This window comes from Klebsiella sp. G-Nf4 (genome assembly GCF_002810615.1).
Classification (GTDB): domain Bacteria; phylum Pseudomonadota; class Gammaproteobacteria; order Enterobacterales; family Enterobacteriaceae; genus Klebsiella; species Klebsiella variicola.
Map to the genome: position 1 here is coordinate 382,132 of NZ_PION01000002.1, position 18,704 is coordinate 400,835.

The following is an 18,704-nucleotide window of genomic DNA, read 5'->3' on the forward strand; positions in this document are numbered from 1 at the left end:
TCCTCACGGGTGGTTAGGGGTTTTTTTGCTGTGCCTGTTTTTTCAAATGGCCGAACGTATTGGTGCCGCGCGCGCGCTCCGGTAGCTGAAGTTCACCGCGATTGACCTTCTCGCGCAGGTAGCGATAGGTTTGCAGCGCCTGGCTCCACATATGCTCCCCGATGCTCAGCTCCTGATATTCACCGGCTTCGCCAGCGGCGAGAAAGGTCGGCAGCGGGCGGATCAGCGTGTGGTAATCGCAGGCGAAAAACAGCGGGAAGGAGTACCGCTCCTGCGGCACTTTGCGCACCCGGTGGGCTGTAGCAACAAATGTGCCAGCGCTGAGCACTTCCAGCATGTCGCCGATATTGATCACGAACGCCTCTTCTCCGGCGGCGTTCTTGACGGGAGGTGCATCGATCCACACGCTTTCTTCATTGAGGACTTCAAGCCCGGGCTGGTCGGCGAGCAGCAGGGTGAAGCACTCATAGTCGGTATGTGCACCAATTCCGGGAATATCTTCGACGCTGGCGTCGAACGGGTAATGGATCAGCCGCAGCTTGGCCGGTGGGCAGGTCACCATCGGTTTGAAATACCCTTCCGGCAGGCCGAGCGCGAGGGCGAAAGCGTCGAACAGACGGTGGCCCAGGGCGAAAACCGCATCATAGTAGGCCAGCACCCGCGCGCGGAAATCCGGCAGATCGGGCCACTCATTGGCGCCGATCAGCGGCGTACCGGCGAGCACCAGCGGATGGTCATCCGCTGCCTGGAAGCCGATATCGAAGGCCTCTTTATGGTCCGGCTTGCCGGAGCCGTAGATCTCTTCTCCTTCCGGAACGTAGCCCTTATGGCTTTTGGAGTGGCCGATGTAATAGTTCATCTTCTCCTCCATCGGCAGGGCGAAGATCTGCTTCGCCGCCTCGCGGACGCCGGCGATCAGCGCCGGGTCGATGCCGTGGCCGGTGATGTAGAAAAAGCCCACCTCGCGCGCCGCGCGGCCGATGGCGTCGGCCACCGCCTGGCGCCTGGCGAGATCGTCGCCGGCCAGATCGCGGATATCGATGGTCGGGAGTTCAGTAAAAGCGTGCTTCACGGCGGTCATGGCTGCGGTTCCTGTTCAGTGAGCGTTAAAAACTGCTGAAAGTGGGCCTGCTGGCGCGCGACCATCCAGGTGTTGAGCGACCAGAGATCGGCCACCGGGACGTTGGTGAACGGCAGATGGTGCAGATAGCCGTCGGCGCCAAACTCAGGGGTCAGAGTGGTCTGCGGGTAGCCGCGCTGGCGCTGTGAATGCCAGATTTGCTGCCAGAAGCGCTCGGCAAAAGTCAGCGCCGGCTGATACTCCGGCGCCGCCGGGTGCGGCACCTGTGGCCCCTGGTCGTAGCCCACCCGAGCCTGCACATGATGCACGCGGTCGATAAAGGCGCTGAAGTCATCGCAGGGGTCATCCAGCAGGCGCTCGCTGACCACCACCCAGTGGCTGATGTCGGCGGTAAAGCGCAACTGGGGGAGCTGCTGAATGATCTCCAGCGTGAGCCACGGGCTGTACAGCGAGGTGGCGCGATGGGTTTCAAAGCTGCAGGTCAAACCAAACCCGGCGGCCAGCTCGTGCGCCTTGCCGAGAAAATCGACCTGCTGCGCCAGCGGCCAGCGATCGTTGCCCGCCAGCAGATTGACAAAGCGAGGGTTGAGGCTGCAGGCCTCGGCGAAGCGGGTCTGCAGGCGCGCCAGATGCTGCTCCGGCGTTTCATGCTGGGCGGGGAGCACTCCGCCGCCGCTGAAAAGAATGGCGATATACTCCAGCCCCGACGCCTGTAGGCGGTCGGCGAGCTCCCGCCGCTCGGCCACCGTTAACGGCACGCGGGCTTCGATACCGCAGCAGCCGACGCGCTGCAGTTCATCCAGCGTTTGCGACCAGGGGGTGGTGACTCCCCAGAGGGTGCGAAAGCATTTCAGCTCCATGGCGGCTTCCTCAGGCGTACTTCACGCCGGGCAGGACGCAGAGCATCTCGTACAGCAGGTTGGCCGCCAACTGGGAGGTATTGCCGCTCACGTCATAGGGGGGAGAGACCTCGACCAGATCGGCGCCAATCAGGTTCAGGCCGCGGCAGCCGCGGACGATCTCCAGCGCCTGAATGGAGGTCAGGCCGCCGACTTCCGGCGTCCCGGTTCCCGGAGCCCAGATGGGATCGAGGCTGTCGATATCAAAGCTGAGATACACCGGCCCGTCGCCCATCTGCTGACGAACTTCGGCCATCAGCGGCGCCAGCGAGGTATGCCAGCACTGCTCCGCCTGCACCAGGCGAAAGCCCTGGTCAACGCCCCACTGGAAGTCGCCGGCGGCGTAGCCCTGGGCGCGCTGGCCAATCTGCACCACCCGTTTGAGGTCGAGCAGTCCCTCCTCAACGGCGCGGCGGAAGGTGGTGCCGTGGGCGATTTTCTCTCCGAACATCTCATCATTGGTATCGGTATGGGCGTCGACGTGGATGAGCCCTACCGGACCATATTTTTTGGTCAGCGCCCGCAGGATCGGCAGGGTAATGGTGTGGTCCCCGCCGAGGGTTAGCGGGATCAGCGGATAACTATTCAAACCGGTGTAGTAATCTTCGATAATTTGCACCGATTTGAGCAGGCTGTAGGTATTGATCGGCACATCGCCGATGTCGGCCACCGACAGCGAGTCGAACGGCGCGGCGCCGGTCGCCATATTGTACGGACGGATCATCACCGATTCGGCGCGAATATAGCGCGGTCCGTAGCGCGTACCTGAGCGCTGCGAGGTGCCGATATCCAGCGGAATGCCGACAAATGCCGCGTCAAGTCCCTGTAAATCTTCGATAAACGGCAGGCGCATCATTGTGGCGCGGCCGGCGAAGCGTGGCATCTCATTGCCACCCTGCGGTTGGTGAAAGAGGTTATCCATGTCTGCTCCTGAATCTGACGGATGAAACGTAACAGGAGAGATAGTGCGCAACCCGCGCTGGACTTTACATCGTCTGACGTAAATACTCAGTTCATTTATTGGTGAACTAAATACGATGCATCACGACGCCAGCCTTAATATTCGACAGTTGCAGGTTTTCGAGGCGGTGGCCCGCCTGGAGAGTTATAGCCGGGCCCAGCAGGAGCTGGGCATTTCGGTCTCCGCCATCAGTAATGCGATGTCGCAGTTGGAGGGACAGCTCGGCTTCACCCTCTGCCAGCGCGGGCGCGGCGGCTTTTCCCTGACCGAGAAAGGTCAGCAGTTTTTACAGCAGGCGATCCGCGTGCTGAGCGAACTCAATGAGCTGGAGCGGCAGTCGGCGCTGCTCAAAGGGGAGCACAGCGGTACCCTGTGCATCTCGACGCTCGACTCCATCGAGACCGAAACGGCGCTCTCGCTGCCGGTGGTTCTGCGCAGCTTCAGCGACAAATTTCCCCATGTGCATATCAAACTGATTATTCGCACCCCGGCGGAGCAACTGAACGGCGTGCTGAACAACCATATCGACCTGGCCATCGGCAGTTACAACTCGCAGGTGCATAACATCATCAGCGAGCCGCTGTACCGCGAACAGCACTGGCTCTACTGCAGCGATCTGCACCCGATGTTCTTCAGCCGTCAACTGGATAAAGAGCAGATCAGCCAGTGCCCGCTGGTGACCCGCAGCTACTGGAACACCAGTGACCTGCGCCGCCGGGGCTTCAGCAAAGGCAGCGCCACCGTCGAGACCGTCGACGCCCAGCTGCTGCTGATCCTCTCGGGGAAATATATTGGCTATCTGCCGGAGCATTACGCCTGGCCGTGGATCAAAGAGAACCGCCTGCGGGTGCTGCTGCCCAACGAGTTTGGTTTTCAGTCGCCATTCTCGGCCATCTGCAAGCGCGGGCGCAGCAATGAGCCCTACCTGAAAGCGTTCCGCGACCTGCTGAAGAAAAACACGGTGGCGCGGCCGAAGTGGAATTACTGAGTGGGGTAGGGGCCTCCCTCCGTCGCGGTGGTGGTTCTGGCGCTCAGCGCACTGCCCGGTGGGGTTGTTTCCCCTGTTCAAAAAACGAACGGCAGCCGGTAGCCCGCTTGTGCTGGGGCTGCCAGGCAACTGCCTCCAGGTTATCCACAGGGTTAGGCGCCGCTGGTGTGGACAGGTCGCCGGGCGACAGGGTGCGGCTAGCGGAACAAAAGATGGCGTTTGCGTTAAATAAAACGGTACGAAAGGGAATCTGTGTTTGCCCCGCCTTCGCCCGTGAAATCAGAAAATTTACTTCGCAGGCTAACCGCAGATTGCTTCAAAAAAATTCCCGTATTTGTTATATTGTTGTTCATTGATTATTCACCTCTGCGGTGCCAAAAAGAACAAGATTCACCGCAACCCAGGACAATACCATGTTAGATTACCGCTTCCCGACAGCTTTGCAGATGGTTCTCAGCGTAGCAATGGCGGAGCAGATGGGTGAACGTTCGACGAGTGCGATTCTGGCCTACGGACTGGAAGCGAACCCGAGCTTTATCCGTAAACTAATGGTTCCGCTTACTCGTGACGGCATCATCGTCTCCACGCTTGGCCGCAACGGCTCTATTCATCTTGGCCGCCCGGCGGACAAGATCACCCTGCGTGATATCTATCTTTCGGTTATTGAAGATAAAAAGCTGTGGGCGTCGCGTCCCGAAGTTCCGGCCCGCTGTGTGGTCAGCGCCAACGCCTGTTGGTACTTCAAATCGATTGCCGATGAAGCAGAGCAGGCTTCGCTAAACGTCCTTGCTCGTCATACCGTGGCAAGCGCGCTGGAGGCGGTGAAAAATGGCGATAGCAGCGGCTGCGACCCGGTGCCGGAAATGATCGCCCGCTTTAAAAAAGCGCATTAATCATTTTCTGGTGACGAAAAAAAACCGCCTTCATTGTGAAGGCGGTTTTTTGTTATCTGCTGCAGGTTAGGCGGGCAGATCCTCCTCGACCGGTTTCCTGCGGGTCACGAACTTCCGCAGCGTCACGTAAAACACCGGTGTCAGGAACAGACCGAACAGCGTCACGCCCAGCATCCCGGAGAACACCGTGATCCCGGTGACACCGCGGACTTCCGCCCCCGCGCCATGGCCGAGGATCAGCGGAATGGTCCCGGCGATAAAGGCGATGGAGGTCATCACGATCGGGCGCAAACGCAGGCGACATGCCTCCAGCGCCGCTTCCATGATGCCTTTCCCCTGGATCTCCAGCTCGCGGGCAAACTCGACGATCAGAATGGCGTTTTTACAGGCCAGCCCCATCAGGACCACCAGACCCACCTGCACGAAGACGTTGTTATCGCCGCCGGTCAGCCAGACGCCAAACAGCGCGGAGAGCATCGTCATCGGTACGATAAGGATCACCGCCAGCGGCAGGGTCCAGCTTTCATACAGCGCGGCCAGCACGAGGAACGCCAGCAGCACCGCCACCGGGAAGACGATCAGCGCCGTGTTGCCCTGGGTGGCCTGCTGGAAGCTCAGATCCGTCCACTCAATATTCATCCCATTCGGCAGGATCTGCTTCGACAGCTCCTCAAGATGCGTCATCGCCTGCGAAGAAGAGAGGACCCGCGGATCGGCATCGCCAATCAGGTCCGCCGCCGGATAACCGTTGTAGCGGATCACCGGATCCGGCCCGTAGGTGGTACTGATATTCACCATACTGCCGATCGGCACCATTTCACCCTGATTATTGCGGGTGCGCAGATTAGCAATATCTTCCACGCTCTCGCGGAATGGTCCGTCAGCCTGGGCCATCACGCGCCAGGTACGCCCGAACTGGTTAAAGTCATTGACATAAGACGAGCCGAGATAGGTCTGCAGCGTGCCGAACAGATCGGTCAGCGACACCCCCTGCGCTTTCGCCTTATCGCGATCGACCTGCACGTCCAGCTGCGGCACGTTAGCCTGGTAGGTCGAGATCGGGAAGTGCATCCCCGGCGTCTGCATAACCGCCCCGGACATCGCATTCACCGCGCTTTGCAGCGCGCCATAGCCCAGCCCGCCGCGATCCTGGATGTAGAGCGAATAGCCGGAGCCCTGGCCCAGTCCTAAAATCGGCGGCGGCAGGATGGAGAAGCCAAAGCCTTGCTGGATTTGCGCGATTTTGGCGTTGATCTCCGCGTTAATTTCCGCCGCCGTGTGTTTGCGCTGGTCGAACGGTTTCAGGCCAAAAAAGACCGTCCCGGTATTCGGCGTGTTGGTGAACTGCAGCGCATTAAGCCCGGGGAAAGCGACCGCATAATCGACCCCTTCGGTATTCATCCCGATCTCGCTCATTTTGCGGATCACCGCATCGGTGCGCGCCAGCGACGAACCTTCCGGCATCTTCACGCCGCCAATGAGATACAGCTTGTCCTGGGTGGGAATAAACCCGCCGGGGACGACTTTAAACATCACCCCAGCGGCGCAGAGCAGCAGCAGATACACCACAAACACCGCGCCACGGCGTCCGAGGGTTTTGCTCACCAGCCCCTGGTAGCCGTTCGAGCTGCGCAGGAAAAAGCGGTTAAACGGACGGAAAATCCAGCCAAACAGACGATCGATCAGCCGGGTAGGGAGGTCTTTCTTCGCGCCGTGCGGCTTTAACAACAGGGCCGCCAGCGCCGGGGAGAGCGTCAGCGAGTTGATGGCCGAGATCACCGTCGAGATGGCGATGGTCACCGCGAACTGTTTGTAGAACTGGCCGGTGACCCCGGAGAGAAACGCCATCGGCACGAACACCGCACACAGCACCAGCGCAATGGCGATAATCGGCCCGGAGACCTCACGCATCGCCTGATGCGCCGCGGCAAGCGGCGCAAGCCCCTCTTCGATATTACGCTCGACGTTCTCCACCACCACGATGGCGTCGTCCACCACGATACCGATAGCCAGTACCAGCCCGAACAGGCTCAGGGTATTCAGCGAGAAGCCCAGCAGATAGAGAATGCTGAAGGTCCCTACCACCGATACCGGCACCGCGATCAGCGGGATAATCGACGCGCGCCAGGTCTGCAGGAACAGGATCACCACCAGCACCACCAGCACCACTGCTTCCAGCAGCGTCTGCACCACTGCGCGGATGGAGTCGCGTACGAAAACCGTCGGGTCGTACGGCGCCGCCCATTTCATATCTTCCGGGAAGCGGGTGGCCAGTTCGGCCATTTTGGCGCGTACTGCGTTCGACAGATCGATGGCGTTAGCCCCCGGTGACTGGAAGATACCGATCCCGACCGCATCCTTATTGTTGAGCTGGGAGCGCAGCGCATAGCTGCCGGAACCCATCTCGATGCGCGCCACGTCGCGCAGGCGGACCAGCGAGCCGTCCTGCGCCGTTTTCAGAATGATATTGCCAAACTCTTCTTCGGTATGCAGACGGCCCTGGGCATTAATGGAGATCAGGAAATCGCTCTCCTGCGGCAGCGGCTCGGCGCCAAGCTGTCCGGCAGACACCTGGACGTTTTGCTCCTGCATCGCCGTCACCACATCCGAGGCTGTCAGACCGCGGGCAGCGACCTTATTGGGATCCAGCCAGACGCGCATCGCATATTCACCGGAGCCAAAAATCTGGATCTGGCCGACGCCGGGCAGGCGCGCCAGCTCATCCTTCACTTTCAGCGTGGCATAGTTGCGCATATACAGCGAGTCGTACTTCCCGCCGGGGGAGAACAGATGCACCACCAGGGTCAGCGTCGGAGACTGTTTCTGGGTGGTGATGCCCAGACGGCGTACATCCTCCGGCAGACGCGCTTCCGCCTGCGCGACCCGGTTCTGCACCTGAACCTGCGCCTGATCCGGGTCGGTACCCGGGCGGAAGGTCACGGTGGTGACCAGCACGCCGTCGGAGCCAGCGACCGATTTCATGTACATCATGTTTTCAACGCCGTTGATCGCTTCCTCCAGCGGCGTCGCCACGGTCTCGGCAATCACTTTCGGGTTGGCGCCGGGATACTCCGCGCGCACCTGGACGCTCGGCGGGACGACGTCCGGATATTCGCTCACCGGCAGCAGCGGGATAGCGATTAACCCGGTGATAAAAATTAAAATCGACAGCACCGCGGCGAAAATCGGCCTGTCGATAAAAAAGCGGGAAAAGTCCATGTGTTGGATTCTCTGATTAGGGATCAGTTGAGGGCGGCGCTGGTGGTCATGGCAACGGTTTTGGCATTCACCGGCATACCCGGCATAAACACTTTTTGTAACCCGTCGACGATGACGCTATCCCCAGGGTTCAGCCCCTTCTGAACGATGCGTAAACCGTCTGCCAGCCGCCCCGGGGTAATATCGCGTCGCTGTGCTTTACCATCTTTATCAACGATATAGACGTATTTACGATCCTGATCGGTCAGTACCGCTTTGTCGTCGATCAGCGTGGCGTTGAACTCCGCGCTGCCCGGCAGACGCACGCGGGCAAACAGCCCCGGTGTGAACAGACGCTGCGAGTTATCCAGCAGCGCGCGCATGCGGATGGTGCCGGTACTCGGCGTTAACTGATTATCGAGAAAATCCACTTTGCCCTGATGGGGGTAGCCCTCCTCGCCAACCAGGCCAATCTCCACCGGGAGCGCCTGATTATCGCTGGACGCGCCTTGCCCGCGGCGGGCAAGGTTTTGATAGTGAAGATAGGTTGACTCGTCGACGTCGAAGTAGACGTACACCGTCTTCTGCGAGACCAGAGTGGTGAGCACGCTGGCGGTGTCGCCCGCGGTGACCAGGTTACCGCTGGTGATCAGCGCCCGGCTGGCGCGGCCATCGATAGGCGCGGTCACTTTGGTGAAGTCGAGGTTAAGCTGCGCGGCATCCACCGCCGCCTGCGCGGCGCGAATATCAGCCTGCGCCTGAACCGCGGCTGACCGGCGCTGCTCCCACTCTTCACGGGAGACAAGATTGGTATGGACTAATTTATCGGTGCGGTTCGCCTCGCTTTGCGCCAGGCTGGCCTGCGTTTTGGCTCTCGCCAGCGTTGCCTGCGCCTGCTCCAGGGCGGCGCGATAGGTTCTGTCATCTATCGTGAACAGCACCTGGCCCTTTTTCACTTCCTGACCGTCGGTGTAATTCACTTTATCAATATATCCCGAGACGCGAGGGCGAAGCTGAACGCTCTCCACCGCTTCAATGCGACCGTTAAAACTATCCCACTGACTGATCGACTTCACCAGCACCTTAGCGGCGCTGACCGTCGGGGCGGGAGGCGCGGCGTTTTGCGCGACGCTGTTGTCGCAGCCGACGAGCAGAAAGGAGAGCATCATCGCGCCGAGCGCGGTCAGGTGAATGTTTCCCCAGGTTTTTTGCAGGCTCATTATTTTTATTCCGGTAATTGTAGCCGCCGGGCAAGACGCAGCGTGAGAGGCCGCGCCACTTCCTTTGTCCGGGCTGGCTTAAGGCCATTTGTGTCGATCATCGCCACAAAACTGTAACAATTTCGAATACACTATCGCGGCGATTGTAGGAAGGCGCTTAACTAAGTGCAAGAATAATTGTTGCACTTTATGTGCGGTCCTGGCTGGAGACAAAAACCGCGATCCCGGCGCGGATTTAAATGTAACAATAAAACTTGCATTTTGTGTGAAACCAGTCCACCTTTAAATGCAACTGATAAAGATGCTTTTAACCGGCTGCGCGGAGGTAACATGATGAACACTGGCGCCATCATTCAGGATCTCATTGACTGGATCGACAACCATCTTGATAGCCGTCTGGATATAGACACCGTTGCCCGACGATCCGGCTATTCGAAGTGGCACCTGCAGCGGATCTTCAAAGAACATACCGGGCAGCCCCTCGGAGAATATATTCGGGCGCAAAAGCTGGAAAAGTCGGTCGAACGCTTAACCCACAGCAACGAGCCGATCCTGAACGTGGCGATCGCCCTCGGCTTTGACTCCCAGCAGTCCTTCAACCGCAGCTTCAAGCGCCAGTATGGCCAGGCGCCCGGTGTCTGGCGCCGGAGTATCAGCCGCTCTGCTGCGCAGACATCTCGTCAGTAAGCCACATGACCGGGGAGGGTCAGTCCTGACCCGGCCCATGATCGAATTTGCTGCCCTTACCAATGGCATAGAACTGCCCGCCTGCGACATAGTGAACGGTCCGTAGCTCGTCCGGCGCATCATCAAAAATCCAGTGTCCGTTACGGAATACCCGATCATCGCTCCAGGCGGCGACGATGTCGCCCAGAAACAGATTGTGTTGTTGCTGAATGTCCGGGTAGGGCATCACTTTGCACACCAGCCAGCCCGCGCAGCCTGCCACGAGGGGGATGTCGAACCCCGGCTGATAAATGAAGGGGATAGAGTCATTTTTATCCGGCGCGTCGGCATAGCTGCGCCCGCCAGCGTAGAGGACGGTTGCCATCTGGCTGACTACGGGGATCTGCACCACGAAATAGCCGCTCTTTTCCACCAGCTGACGTGTGAAGGCCTGGGGGCCGATATAGGCCACCACTTTTCGCTCGCCTGCCAGCCCAACCCAGGCGGCTGACATGACATTTTCGACACCATCATATTTTGCGGAAATCATGGTGGTGGACCCGACCTGCAATAAACGATAGGCCTTACTTAATTCGACAGGCTGAACGGACATGGTTTTTCCTTTGTGCATGCTATTTAACGTAATGATTATCTGGATATTTATTGAGGGCATGTTCATTTTTGGCCCCTCCTTCGTCATCCACCGTGCAACGATACGCCAGTCGATTAAGCGCAAAAAGGTGCGTAAATTGTTTTCATTATTCATAATTAACGAATAATCATGCCGTCTGTCGGTAAGCAGCTCGCTACAGGGGAGAAAGAAGGTGGATCGTATCCAGGCTATGCAGATGTTTATGCGCGTCGCGGAGGCAGGGAGCTTCGTGCGCGCCGCGGAAACCCTTTCCCTGCCCGCCTCCACTGTCACCAGTACCATTAAAAACCTTGAGAAATACCTGAAGGTACGGCTGTTGAACCGGACCACAAGGCGGGTGAGTCTCACTCCGGAAGGGCTGCAGTATCTGGCGCAGTGCCGGGAAATTCTCGCCCTCATCGAACATAGTGAATCCACCCTGAGCGAGTCTGTCGCGCGGCCTCAGGGGCGCCTGCGGGTTGATATGCCCGCGGGGATCGCGCATTTCATCGTCATGCCGCATCTGCCGGACTTTTACCGACGCTATCCCGATATCTACCTGATGATCGGCGTCAGCGATCGCCAGGTCGATCTCATTCAGGAAGGCGTCGACTGCGTGATACGAACGGGAGAGCTGAACAATTCCAGCCTGGTGGCCCGCCCTCTGGGCCGCTTTCGCTGGGTAACCTGCGCGTCACCGGACTATCTCAGGGAATATGGCGTGCCGCCGTCACCGGAGGCACTCTCTCAGCACCGGGCGGTGCATTATTTCTCCGGTCAGGCGAGGCGGGCCGATGAGTTCCGCTTCGTTCGCCACGGCGAGACCTTTTCTGTACCCGTCAGCGGCAACGCCGCGGTGAATGAAACGGGGCTCTATATAAAAATGTGTCTGGCGGGCTTCGGGCTGGCGCAGCTGGCGGAGAATATCGTTGCTGACCACCTGCAGGAGGGGAGACTGGTGGAAGTGCTGGCGGACTGGCAGCCGCCCCCGGTACCCGTCACATTGCTCTATCCGCATCAGCGCTTTCTTTCTCCCGCCGTGCGGGCGTTTGCTGAGTGGATGAGCGAGGTGGTCTGAGGGAGGTATTGCTTCCGATATAGCGCGTCGGGAGCCCCGCCAGGGAGCGTAGGGTTCCTGGCGAAATATCTGGTCTGCTGATGAATCGCTCGATATTCTGTAATGCTTTGTCTTTTTTGTGAACAGGAAAAAGTATGCTGAATACGCTACCCGATTTACACAGAAGTTTTGCAGAGCAACTGAAGCTTAAATTACAGTCTGATTCGCGGATCCACTCCCTTCTCGCTGGCGGCTCGTTTATCCATGGCGGGTTTGATCAATACTCCGATCTGGATTTCGTGGTGGTGGTCGACCCTCTCTATTATGACGAAATCATGGCTCAGCGTATGGCGTTCGCCGGAACGCTCGGCCATCTGCTACATGCTTTCACCGGTGAACACGTCGGTGAGCCTCGCCTGCTGATCTGCCTGTTTGGCCCGGAACTTCTTCATGTCGATCTGAAATTTATCACCCTGGACATGCTCACTCAGCGCGTTGAGGAGCCTGCCGTGCTATTTACCCGTGATAACGATGCTCTCGAGCGACAGCTGGCAAAATTTAGTGCTCACTGGCCGAATATGACGCCGGAGTGGTTTGAGTCCCGAGCCTGGATCTGGCTGCATTATGCCGTGGTTAAACTGGGCAGGGGCGAACTCTTCGAAGCGCTGGGGATGCTGTCTTTCTTCCGGGAACAAGTGCTGGGACCGATGCTGTTCCGTCGCGCCAATCTACCGCAACGCGGTGTTCGCCGAATAGAAGCCCTCGGCATTGATCCTGATGGCTTGCTGACTTCCACCCTGGCAACGCACGATCGTCACTCCGTCGGGATTGCCATTCGAAGGGCTGCTGACGCTTATGTCACTCTGCGGGCTGATGCGCTGCCTGACAATATCGCAGACGATGCGGCGCGTCGGGCGGTCCTTGCCATGCTGGATGCGTATTCTGACAAGGGGTAAATCTTTGCCTCTGGCCGCTGACGCGGCCGGAGTGTGAAAGGGTTGTGCGAGTGTCGTGGGAGGTCTAATTCTGAGAGGGGGGTTGGCGGGTAATTGGTAGCGCGAAAACAACAGAGCTTTCGTTGGGCCTATCAATGGGCCTAAAAGGTTCGGATTTAATGAGTTCTCTTCGGACTTCGCGGGATAAATTCAAGGCACAAAAAAGCCCGCAGGGCTTGCGCCGTGCGGGCTTTCAGGACTTCATCGGATGACTCTGGTAATCACCGATGGAGAATTTTGGTGGAGCTGGCGGGAGTTGAACCCGCGTCCGAAATTCCTACATCCTCGGCACTACATGCTTAGTCAGTCTTTACATTCGCTTGCCAGCTGCGGACAGACACGCCACTAACAAACTAGCCTGATTAGATTTAACGCTTCAACCCCAGGCAGGGCATCCACGCGATCTCTTTTGGGTTTGACCTCTCTTTGATCCCCGTCTTAAGAGCGGAAGCTAGGGAGAGAGGGCTCAGAGCAGGGTATTAAGCTGCTAAAGCGTAGTTTTCGTCGTTTGCGACTATTTTTTGCGGCTTTTTACGAGGCCAACCGCCCCTCGGCATGCACCTTGGGTTTCGCAAATCCCGTCGAATCCAGAATCAGCCCCAATGTGTAGGTCAAGTATAACAGATTTGTGAATGTCGTTACCAGCCCCATTACGCAGGATTGTTTCAACGGGGTGGATGAAAAAGCAGCATCAACAAGGATATAGCGTAAGGGCCAGCGAGAGCTGGCCCTCGGGGAGGGGGTTAGCGTCCGGCGTGCTTCATAATACGCGCCTTATCCAGCGCCCATTCACGATCTTTCAGATCGGTACGTTTGTCGTGTTGTTTCTTACCTTTGGCGACGCCGATTTTCACTTTGCACCAGGCGTTCTTCCAGTACAGCGACAGGGCGACGACGGTGTAACCTTCGCGGTTAATGCGGCCGTACAGGGTGTCCAGCTCACGCTGGTTAAGCAGCAGCTTACGAGTGCGCGTCGGGTCGCACACATAGTGGGTGGAAGCCACGGCCATGGGCGTAAAGTTGGCGCCGAACAGGAAGGCTTCGCCATCCTTCAGGATGACATAGCTATCGCCGATGTTGGCTTTGCCTGCACGCAGGGATTTGACTTCCCAGCCCTGCAGGGCGAGACCAGCCTCGTATTCATCTTCGATAAAGTATTCGTGACGGGCGCGTTTATTCAGCGCAATGGTGGCTGATCCAGGTTTGTGGGCTTTTTTCTTAGTCATAATGTCCTGAAGTCATCGTCTTATACACAGTTACCTCGATCGCATCCTGCGAGGTGTACTGCGCATCTTAGCACGAGTTGCGGCACAGCGTTTTTTTTAGCAGCAGATAAATGATATTATTTGCACTGTGTTTAAATGTGGAACCTGCTATGCCTCAGATTAGCCGTACTGCGCTGGTGCCTTTCAGCGCGGAACAGATGTATCAACTGGTAAACGATGTGAAGTCCTATCCTGATTTTCTGCCAGGCTGCACCGGTAGCCGCGTGCTGGAATTCGGGCCGACGCAAATGACGGCGGCGGTTGATGTGTCCAAAGCCGGCATCAGTAAGACCTTCACGACCCGGAATACACTGACCAGTAACCAGAGCATTTTGATGAGCCTGGTGGATGGCCCGTTCAAGAAGCTGATTGGCGGCTGGAAGTTTATTCCGCTGAGTCCCGAGGCGTGCAAAATCGAGTTCCATCTCGATTTTGAATTTACCAATAAGCTGATTGAGATGGCCTTTGGTCGGGTCTTCAAGGAACTGGCCGCCAACATGGTGCAGGCGTTCACTTCGCGCGCCAAAGAGGTCTACAGTGCCAGCTAATATTCGTGTTGAGGTTGCCTACGCGCTGCCTGAAAAGCAGTATCTGCAGCGAGTCACCCTGGATGAGGGAGCGACGGTCGAGCAGGCGATTATCGCCAGCGGGCTACTGGCCCTGCGTGATGACATCGATTTGGCGAAGAACAAGCTGGGTATCTACAGTCGTCCGGTTAAGCTGCATGACGAAGTTCACGACGGCGACCGGGTCGAAATCTATCGCCCGCTGATCGCAGACCCGAAAGAGCTGCGTCGCCAGCGGGCAGAGAAAAGCGCTGCGAAGTAACCCACAGCAGCAGACCGGCTATCAGCCATAAAAAAAGCGCTCATCGAGCGCTTTTTGCTTTTCCGGGCCTTACTGACTGGTCAGCGCGGGCTTGTTATCAATGTTAGTTAACACGCCGCCGCTGTTGAACGTCAGGGTCAGGGTCTGCTGAGTCACTTTCTCGTGGCCCGGCTCCTGACGGAATACATAGAACCAGGTGTTGGTGCCGAACGGATCCGACATCATTGGCGTTCCGAGAGCATAAGCAACCTGCTGTTGCGTCATACCGACACGAATTTTTGCTACATCGTTAGGTGCCAGATAGTTACCCTGGTTGATGTCAGGACGGTAAACCACTCGTTCCAGAGTAGAACAGCCTGCGGTCAACATAAGAAGAACCGCTGCGGCAGCAGTCAGCGTTTTACAGCGCATAGTGATTTGATTCCTTTTTGGGCCCGAGCAGTACGTGGCTCATCTGTAATATGCCGATAATAATAGACCTTCGCGCCGATGGAAACCTCCGGCTGCAGGTCAGCAGGCAATTTGCTGTTCACTATGACCCTGTGAAAATCAAAAAGTTTACGCCGCAAGCAACTCTTTCGCGTTCGCCAGGGTGTTGCGCGTGACCTCGCTGCCGCCCAGCAGACGAGCCAGCTCCTGCAGACGAGCGCGCTTATCCAGCGGCTGCATATGGGTTTCGGTCATCTCGCCATCGGTCTCTTTGCAGACAAAGAAATGATGGTGGCCGCAGCCCGCAACCTGCGGCAGGTGGGTCACACACATCACCTGCGTGGACTCGCCCAGCTGGCGCAGCAGCTTGCCGACCACGGCGGCGGTCGGGCCGCTGATGCCGACGTCCACTTCGTCGAAGATTAGCGCCGGGGTTTCCATTTTACGCGCGGTGATCACCTGAATCGCCAGCGCAATGCGCGACAGTTCGCCGCCGGAGGCCACTTTGGCGATCGGCTGCAGCGGCTGACCCGGGTTAGTGGTGACACGGAACTCAATATGGTCGGCGCCGTCGGCGGTCAGATGGCGTTCATCGAAAGCGACCTCAATCGCAAAGACCCCGTGCGGCATCGAAAGTGAGTGCATACTCTCGGTGATAAGCTGGGTCAGCTCGTCGGCGCTGGCCTGGCGCAGGGCGTGCAGCTGACGTGCAGTCTCCAGCGCCAGCTGATGATGTTCGACCACCTGCTGGCTGAGGGATTCCAGCGAGCCGGCGCTGTCGTCCAGCAGGCGCTGCTCTTCCAGCATCGCCTGATAAACCGCCGGCAGCTCTTCCGGCATCACCTGATGTTTACGTGCCAGCGCGATTTGCCGGGAAATCCGCTGCTCAAGTTCGAACAGACGGTTCGGATCGAGGTCCAGACGGTCGTGATAGTGGCGCAGCTCGTCGCTGGCCTCGCTGAGCTGAATGGCTGCCTCTTCCAGCATATCCAGGACGCCGGAAAGCTTGCTGTCCATACCCACCAGCTCGCTGACCAGCTGCTTCGCGGTATAAAGCTGGCTCTGCAGATTGGCCTCTTCGCCGTCCGCCAGTACCGTCAGGGCGTGCTGGCAGGTACTGAGCAGCTGCCCGCTGTTGGCCAGGCGCTTGTACTCTTCGTCAATCTGCTCAAACTCGCCCGCCAGCGGGTTAAATTCGTTCAGCTCTTTAAGCTGATACTGCAGTAGATCGGCGCGGGCGGCGCGCTCCTGGCTCTGCTGCTGGTGTTGAGCCAGCTCGCGGCAGCTCTGGTGCCACTGACGGTAATGCTCGGCCATAAGCTGAGTAAGCGCATACTCACCGGTATAGCCGTCGAGTAGCGTTTTCTGGTGTTCGGGTTTGGTTAACAGCTGGTGCGCATGCTGGCCGTGGATCTGGATCAGCAGCTGGCCCAGCTCGCGCAGTTGCGAGAGCGGGACGGCTGTGCCGTTGATGAAGCCGCGCGAGCGGCCGTCAGCGCTGATCACCCGGCGAAGTAAACACTCACGCCCGCTCTCCAGTTGGTTCTCTTCCAGCCAGCGCTGGGCGGCCGGGGTATCTTTCAGCGCGAAGCGCGCGCACAGGTCGGCACGGGTGGCGCCGCGACGCACCATGTCGGCTTCCGCTCTGCCGCCGAGGCACAGCCCCAGCGCGTCGATGGCAATGGATTTCCCGGCGCCGGTTTCCCCGGTGATAGCGGTCATGCCGCTGTGGAAATCAATTTCCAGTTCACGAACGATAGCAAAATTACTGATGGTGAGTTGCGCCAACATAGCTGCCTTCCTGTATGAAAAACCAATACTGTGTTTTCGTACAGTATAGACTGGTTTTTTATCCAGTAAAGAGGCAGCGATGTAAATCAGAACAATTTTTTCGACCAGCCGAGCTTGGTGCTTAATGTATTGAAATAGCTGTAATCTTTAGGGTGAATAAGATTGAGGTGATAATCACAGCGGCGAATGAGAACGTCTTCGCCATCCTGGATCGGCAGGGCAATCTGGCTGTCGCAGCTGATCTCCAGATCGCTGCAGCGATGCGAGAAGCGCAGACGGATGGTGCTGTCGCCGTTGATCACCAGCGGTCGCGCTGAAAGGGTGTGCGGGAACATCGGCACCAGGGTGATGGCGTCCAGCGACGGCGTGAGGATCGGGCCGCCGGCCGACAGCGAATAGGCCGTGGAGCCGGTCGGGGTGGAGATTATCAGGCCATCGGATCGCTGAGAGAACGCAAAGACTTCGTCGATATAGACTTCGAACTCAATCATATGCGCCACTTTGCCCGGGTGCAGCACCACTTCGTTGATGGCGGTGCTGATGCGTTTCTGGCAATCCTGCTGGCACACCTGGGCCTCCAGCAGAAAGCGTTTCTCGGCGATATAGTGGCCTTCCAGCACGTCGGCGAGCTGCTGCAGGGCGTTGTCCGGGTCAAGGTCGGTGAGAAAGCCGAGGTTGCCGCGGTTAATGCCGATGACGTTAATGTCATACCGGGCCAGGGTCCGCGCCGCGCCGAGCATATTGCCGTCGCCGCCCACCACCACCGCGAGGTCGGCCTGTTGACCAATCTCCGCCAGCGTGCCGGTTTTCACGTTGCTGAGCTGAAGTTCATGGGCGATCTGCTGTTCAACCAGCACTTCATACCCTTTGCTGCACAGCCAGCGCCAGAGCATTTCATGTGTGGTCAGGGCGGTGGGGTGACGAGGATGTCCCACAATGCCGATACACTTGAAATGGTTCTTCATGATCTGGATGTCCTTGCGTTAAATGAAATAGTGACAATCTGTCCGCTTCCCTTGAAACCCGGAAACTGATCCCCATAATAAGCGAAGTTAGCGAGATGAATGCGAAAAAAACGCGGAGAAATTCATGAGTAGTAAAGAACAGAAAACGCCTGAGGGGCAAGCCCCGGAAGAAATTATCACGGAGCAGCACGACGACGTTGAGGCAGTAGAGCCTGAAGTTTCGGCTGAGCAGGTGGATCCGCGCGATGAAAAAATTGCGAATCTGGAAGCCCAGCTGGCTGAAGCGCAGAAACGTGAACGTGAAGTGATGCTGCGTGCCAAAGCCGACGAAGATAACCTGCGTCGTCGTACCGAGCAGGATATCGAGAAAGCGCACAAATTCGCGCTGGAAAAATTCGTCAATGAACTGCTGCCGGTGATCGACAGCCTGGACCGCGCGCTGGAAGTGGCCGACAAGGCTAATCCGGACCTGGCGCCGATGGTGGAAGGGATCGAACTGACCCTGAAATCCATGCTGGACGTGGTGCGTAAGTTCGGCGTGGAAGTGATCGCCGACACCAACGTTCCGCTGGATCCGAACGTCCACCAGGCCATTGCGATGGTCGAATCTGAAGACGTGGCGGCGGGCAACGTGCTGGCCGTGATGCAGAAAGGTTATACCCTGAACGGCCGTACTATTCGCGCCGCGATGGTGACGGTAGCGAAAGCGAAATAACGTCTGCTGCATTGCTCAACGGCTGCCCGCGGGCGGCCGTTTTTTTATGCCACCACTCCCGGCGTGAGATAAAAAAAAACGGCGGGCCGCAGCCCACCGTGATGTTAATTCCTTCGCTCGCG

At 58.0% G+C, this 18,704-nt stretch carries 18 protein-coding genes and 1 other RNA gene; 8 read left to right on the forward strand and 11 right to left on the reverse strand.

Annotated elements, in window-relative coordinates; all coding sequences use genetic code 11:
* Positions 1 to 13: 13 nt before the first annotated feature.
* From CWM57_RS08020 to speB, 3 genes are read right to left on the reverse strand one after another with little or no spacing between them, the layout of a single operon-like run.
* Positions 14 to 1,081, reverse strand: a complete 1,068-nt coding sequence (locus CWM57_RS08020) for an isopenicillin N synthase family dioxygenase (RefSeq protein WP_100675880.1) — start codon at positions 1,079 to 1,081, stop codon at positions 14 to 16.
* Positions 1,078 to 1,941 carry a sugar phosphate isomerase/epimerase family protein gene (locus CWM57_RS08025; RefSeq protein WP_100675881.1) on the reverse strand — a complete coding sequence of 288 codons (864 nt, stop codon included), beginning with the start codon at positions 1,939 to 1,941 and terminating at the stop codon, positions 1,078 to 1,080. Before CWM57_RS08025 ends, CWM57_RS08020 begins: the two co-directional genes overlap by 4 nt.
* Positions 1,942 to 1,951: 10 nt before the next feature.
* Complete coding sequence (gene speB / locus CWM57_RS08030) at positions 1,952 to 2,902, reverse strand: agmatinase (protein ID WP_100632143.1); 951 nt, start codon at positions 2,900 to 2,902, stop codon at positions 1,952 to 1,954.
* 115 nt (positions 2,903 to 3,017) lie between these two features.
* Between speB and CWM57_RS08035 the strand changes: the two genes are divergently transcribed.
* Positions 3,018 to 3,929 (forward strand): LysR family transcriptional regulator, encoded by a 912-nt coding sequence (locus tag CWM57_RS08035; RefSeq protein ID WP_002914199.1) that lies wholly within the window; start codon positions 3,018 to 3,020, stop codon positions 3,927 to 3,929.
* A 413-nt stretch (positions 3,930 to 4,342) separates the two neighbouring features.
* Complete coding sequence (locus tag CWM57_RS08040; protein ID WP_008806108.1) at positions 4,343 to 4,822, forward strand: RrF2 family transcriptional regulator; 480 nt, start codon at positions 4,343 to 4,345, stop codon at positions 4,820 to 4,822.
* Between the two features lie 66 nt (positions 4,823 to 4,888).
* Here the strand turns inward: CWM57_RS08040 and oqxB are convergent, their stop codons facing one another.
* Entirely contained in the window at positions 4,889 to 8,041 is a 3,153-nt protein-coding gene (oqxB, locus tag CWM57_RS08045; RefSeq protein ID WP_100675882.1) for a multidrug efflux RND transporter permease subunit OqxB, read from the reverse strand.
* Positions 8,042 to 8,064: 23 nt separating this feature from the next.
* Positions 8,065 to 9,240, reverse strand: coding sequence for a multidrug efflux RND transporter periplasmic adaptor subunit OqxA (gene oqxA, locus CWM57_RS08050; RefSeq protein WP_100632142.1), 1,176 nt, complete (start codon positions 9,238 to 9,240; stop codon positions 8,065 to 8,067).
* Between the two features lie 333 nt (positions 9,241 to 9,573).
* On the opposite strand from oqxA, the gene CWM57_RS08055 reads away from it, so the two are divergent.
* Positions 9,574 to 9,927, forward strand: a complete 354-nt coding sequence (locus CWM57_RS08055) for a helix-turn-helix domain-containing protein (protein WP_074387829.1) — start codon at positions 9,574 to 9,576, stop codon at positions 9,925 to 9,927.
* 19 nt (positions 9,928 to 9,946) lie between these two features.
* Here CWM57_RS08055 and CWM57_RS08060 read toward each other — a convergent pair whose 3' ends face one another.
* The gene (locus CWM57_RS08060) at positions 9,947 to 10,519 is read right to left on the reverse strand and encodes a flavin reductase family protein (protein WP_008806104.1); all 573 of its coding nucleotides are present in this window, start codon (positions 10,517 to 10,519) and stop codon (positions 9,947 to 9,949) included.
* A gap of 211 nt (positions 10,520 to 10,730) precedes the next feature.
* Here CWM57_RS08060 and CWM57_RS08065 point away from each other — a divergent pair, with 211 nt between their 5' ends.
* Together CWM57_RS08065 and CWM57_RS08070 are read left to right on the forward strand one after the other, a co-directional pair.
* The gene (locus CWM57_RS08065) at positions 10,731 to 11,615 is read left to right on the forward strand and encodes a LysR family transcriptional regulator (RefSeq protein ID WP_100675883.1); all 885 of its coding nucleotides are present in this window, start codon (positions 10,731 to 10,733) and stop codon (positions 11,613 to 11,615) included.
* 134 nt (positions 11,616 to 11,749) lie between these two features.
* On the forward strand, positions 11,750 to 12,550 hold the full coding sequence (locus tag CWM57_RS08070) for a hypothetical protein (RefSeq protein ID WP_100675884.1): 801 nt from the start codon (positions 11,750 to 11,752) through the stop codon (positions 12,548 to 12,550).
* Between the two features lie 277 nt (positions 12,551 to 12,827).
* On the opposite strand, the gene ssrA is transcribed toward CWM57_RS08070, so the two are convergent.
* Both ssrA and smpB read right to left on the reverse strand, forming a co-directional pair.
* Positions 12,828 to 13,190, reverse strand: a transfer-messenger RNA (tmRNA) gene (ssrA, locus tag CWM57_RS08075).
* 142 nt (positions 13,191 to 13,332) lie between these two features.
* Entirely contained in the window at positions 13,333 to 13,815 is a 483-nt protein-coding gene (smpB, locus tag CWM57_RS08080) for an SsrA-binding protein SmpB (protein WP_002914164.1), read from the reverse strand.
* Positions 13,816 to 13,964: 149 nt separating this feature from the next.
* Here smpB and CWM57_RS08085 point away from each other — a divergent pair, with 149 nt between their 5' ends.
* Positions 13,965 to 14,402 carry a type II toxin-antitoxin system RatA family toxin gene (locus CWM57_RS08085; protein ID WP_008806099.1) on the forward strand — a complete coding sequence of 146 codons (438 nt, stop codon included), beginning with the start codon at positions 13,965 to 13,967 and terminating at the stop codon, positions 14,400 to 14,402.
* A complete protein-coding gene (locus tag CWM57_RS08090; protein WP_004145682.1) occupies positions 14,392 to 14,682 on the forward strand; it encodes an RnfH family protein in 291 nt (96 codons plus the stop codon). The genes CWM57_RS08085 and CWM57_RS08090 overlap by 11 nt, the downstream gene beginning before the upstream one ends.
* Before the next feature lie 69 nt (positions 14,683 to 14,751).
* On the opposite strand, the gene bamE is transcribed toward CWM57_RS08090, so the two are convergent.
* The 3 genes from bamE to nadK all read right to left on the reverse strand — a co-directional run bounded on the left by bamE (position 14,752) and on the right by nadK (position 17,867).
* Positions 14,752 to 15,093, reverse strand: coding sequence for an outer membrane protein assembly factor BamE (bamE, locus tag CWM57_RS08095; protein ID WP_008806098.1), 342 nt, complete (start codon positions 15,091 to 15,093; stop codon positions 14,752 to 14,754).
* A gap of 147 nt (positions 15,094 to 15,240) precedes the next feature.
* Positions 15,241 to 16,902 (reverse strand): DNA repair protein RecN, encoded by a 1,662-nt coding sequence (gene recN, locus CWM57_RS08100; protein ID WP_074387818.1) that lies wholly within the window; start codon positions 16,900 to 16,902, stop codon positions 15,241 to 15,243.
* Positions 16,903 to 16,988: 86 nt separating this feature from the next.
* Positions 16,989 to 17,867 carry an NAD(+) kinase gene (gene nadK, locus CWM57_RS08105; RefSeq protein WP_002914158.1) on the reverse strand — a complete coding sequence of 293 codons (879 nt, stop codon included), beginning with the start codon at positions 17,865 to 17,867 and terminating at the stop codon, positions 16,989 to 16,991.
* Between the two features lie 124 nt (positions 17,868 to 17,991).
* Between nadK and grpE the strand changes: the two genes are divergently transcribed.
* Positions 17,992 to 18,582, forward strand: coding sequence for a nucleotide exchange factor GrpE (gene grpE / locus CWM57_RS08115; protein ID WP_008806096.1), 591 nt, complete (start codon positions 17,992 to 17,994; stop codon positions 18,580 to 18,582).
* Positions 18,583 to 18,704: the final 122 nt, after the last annotated feature.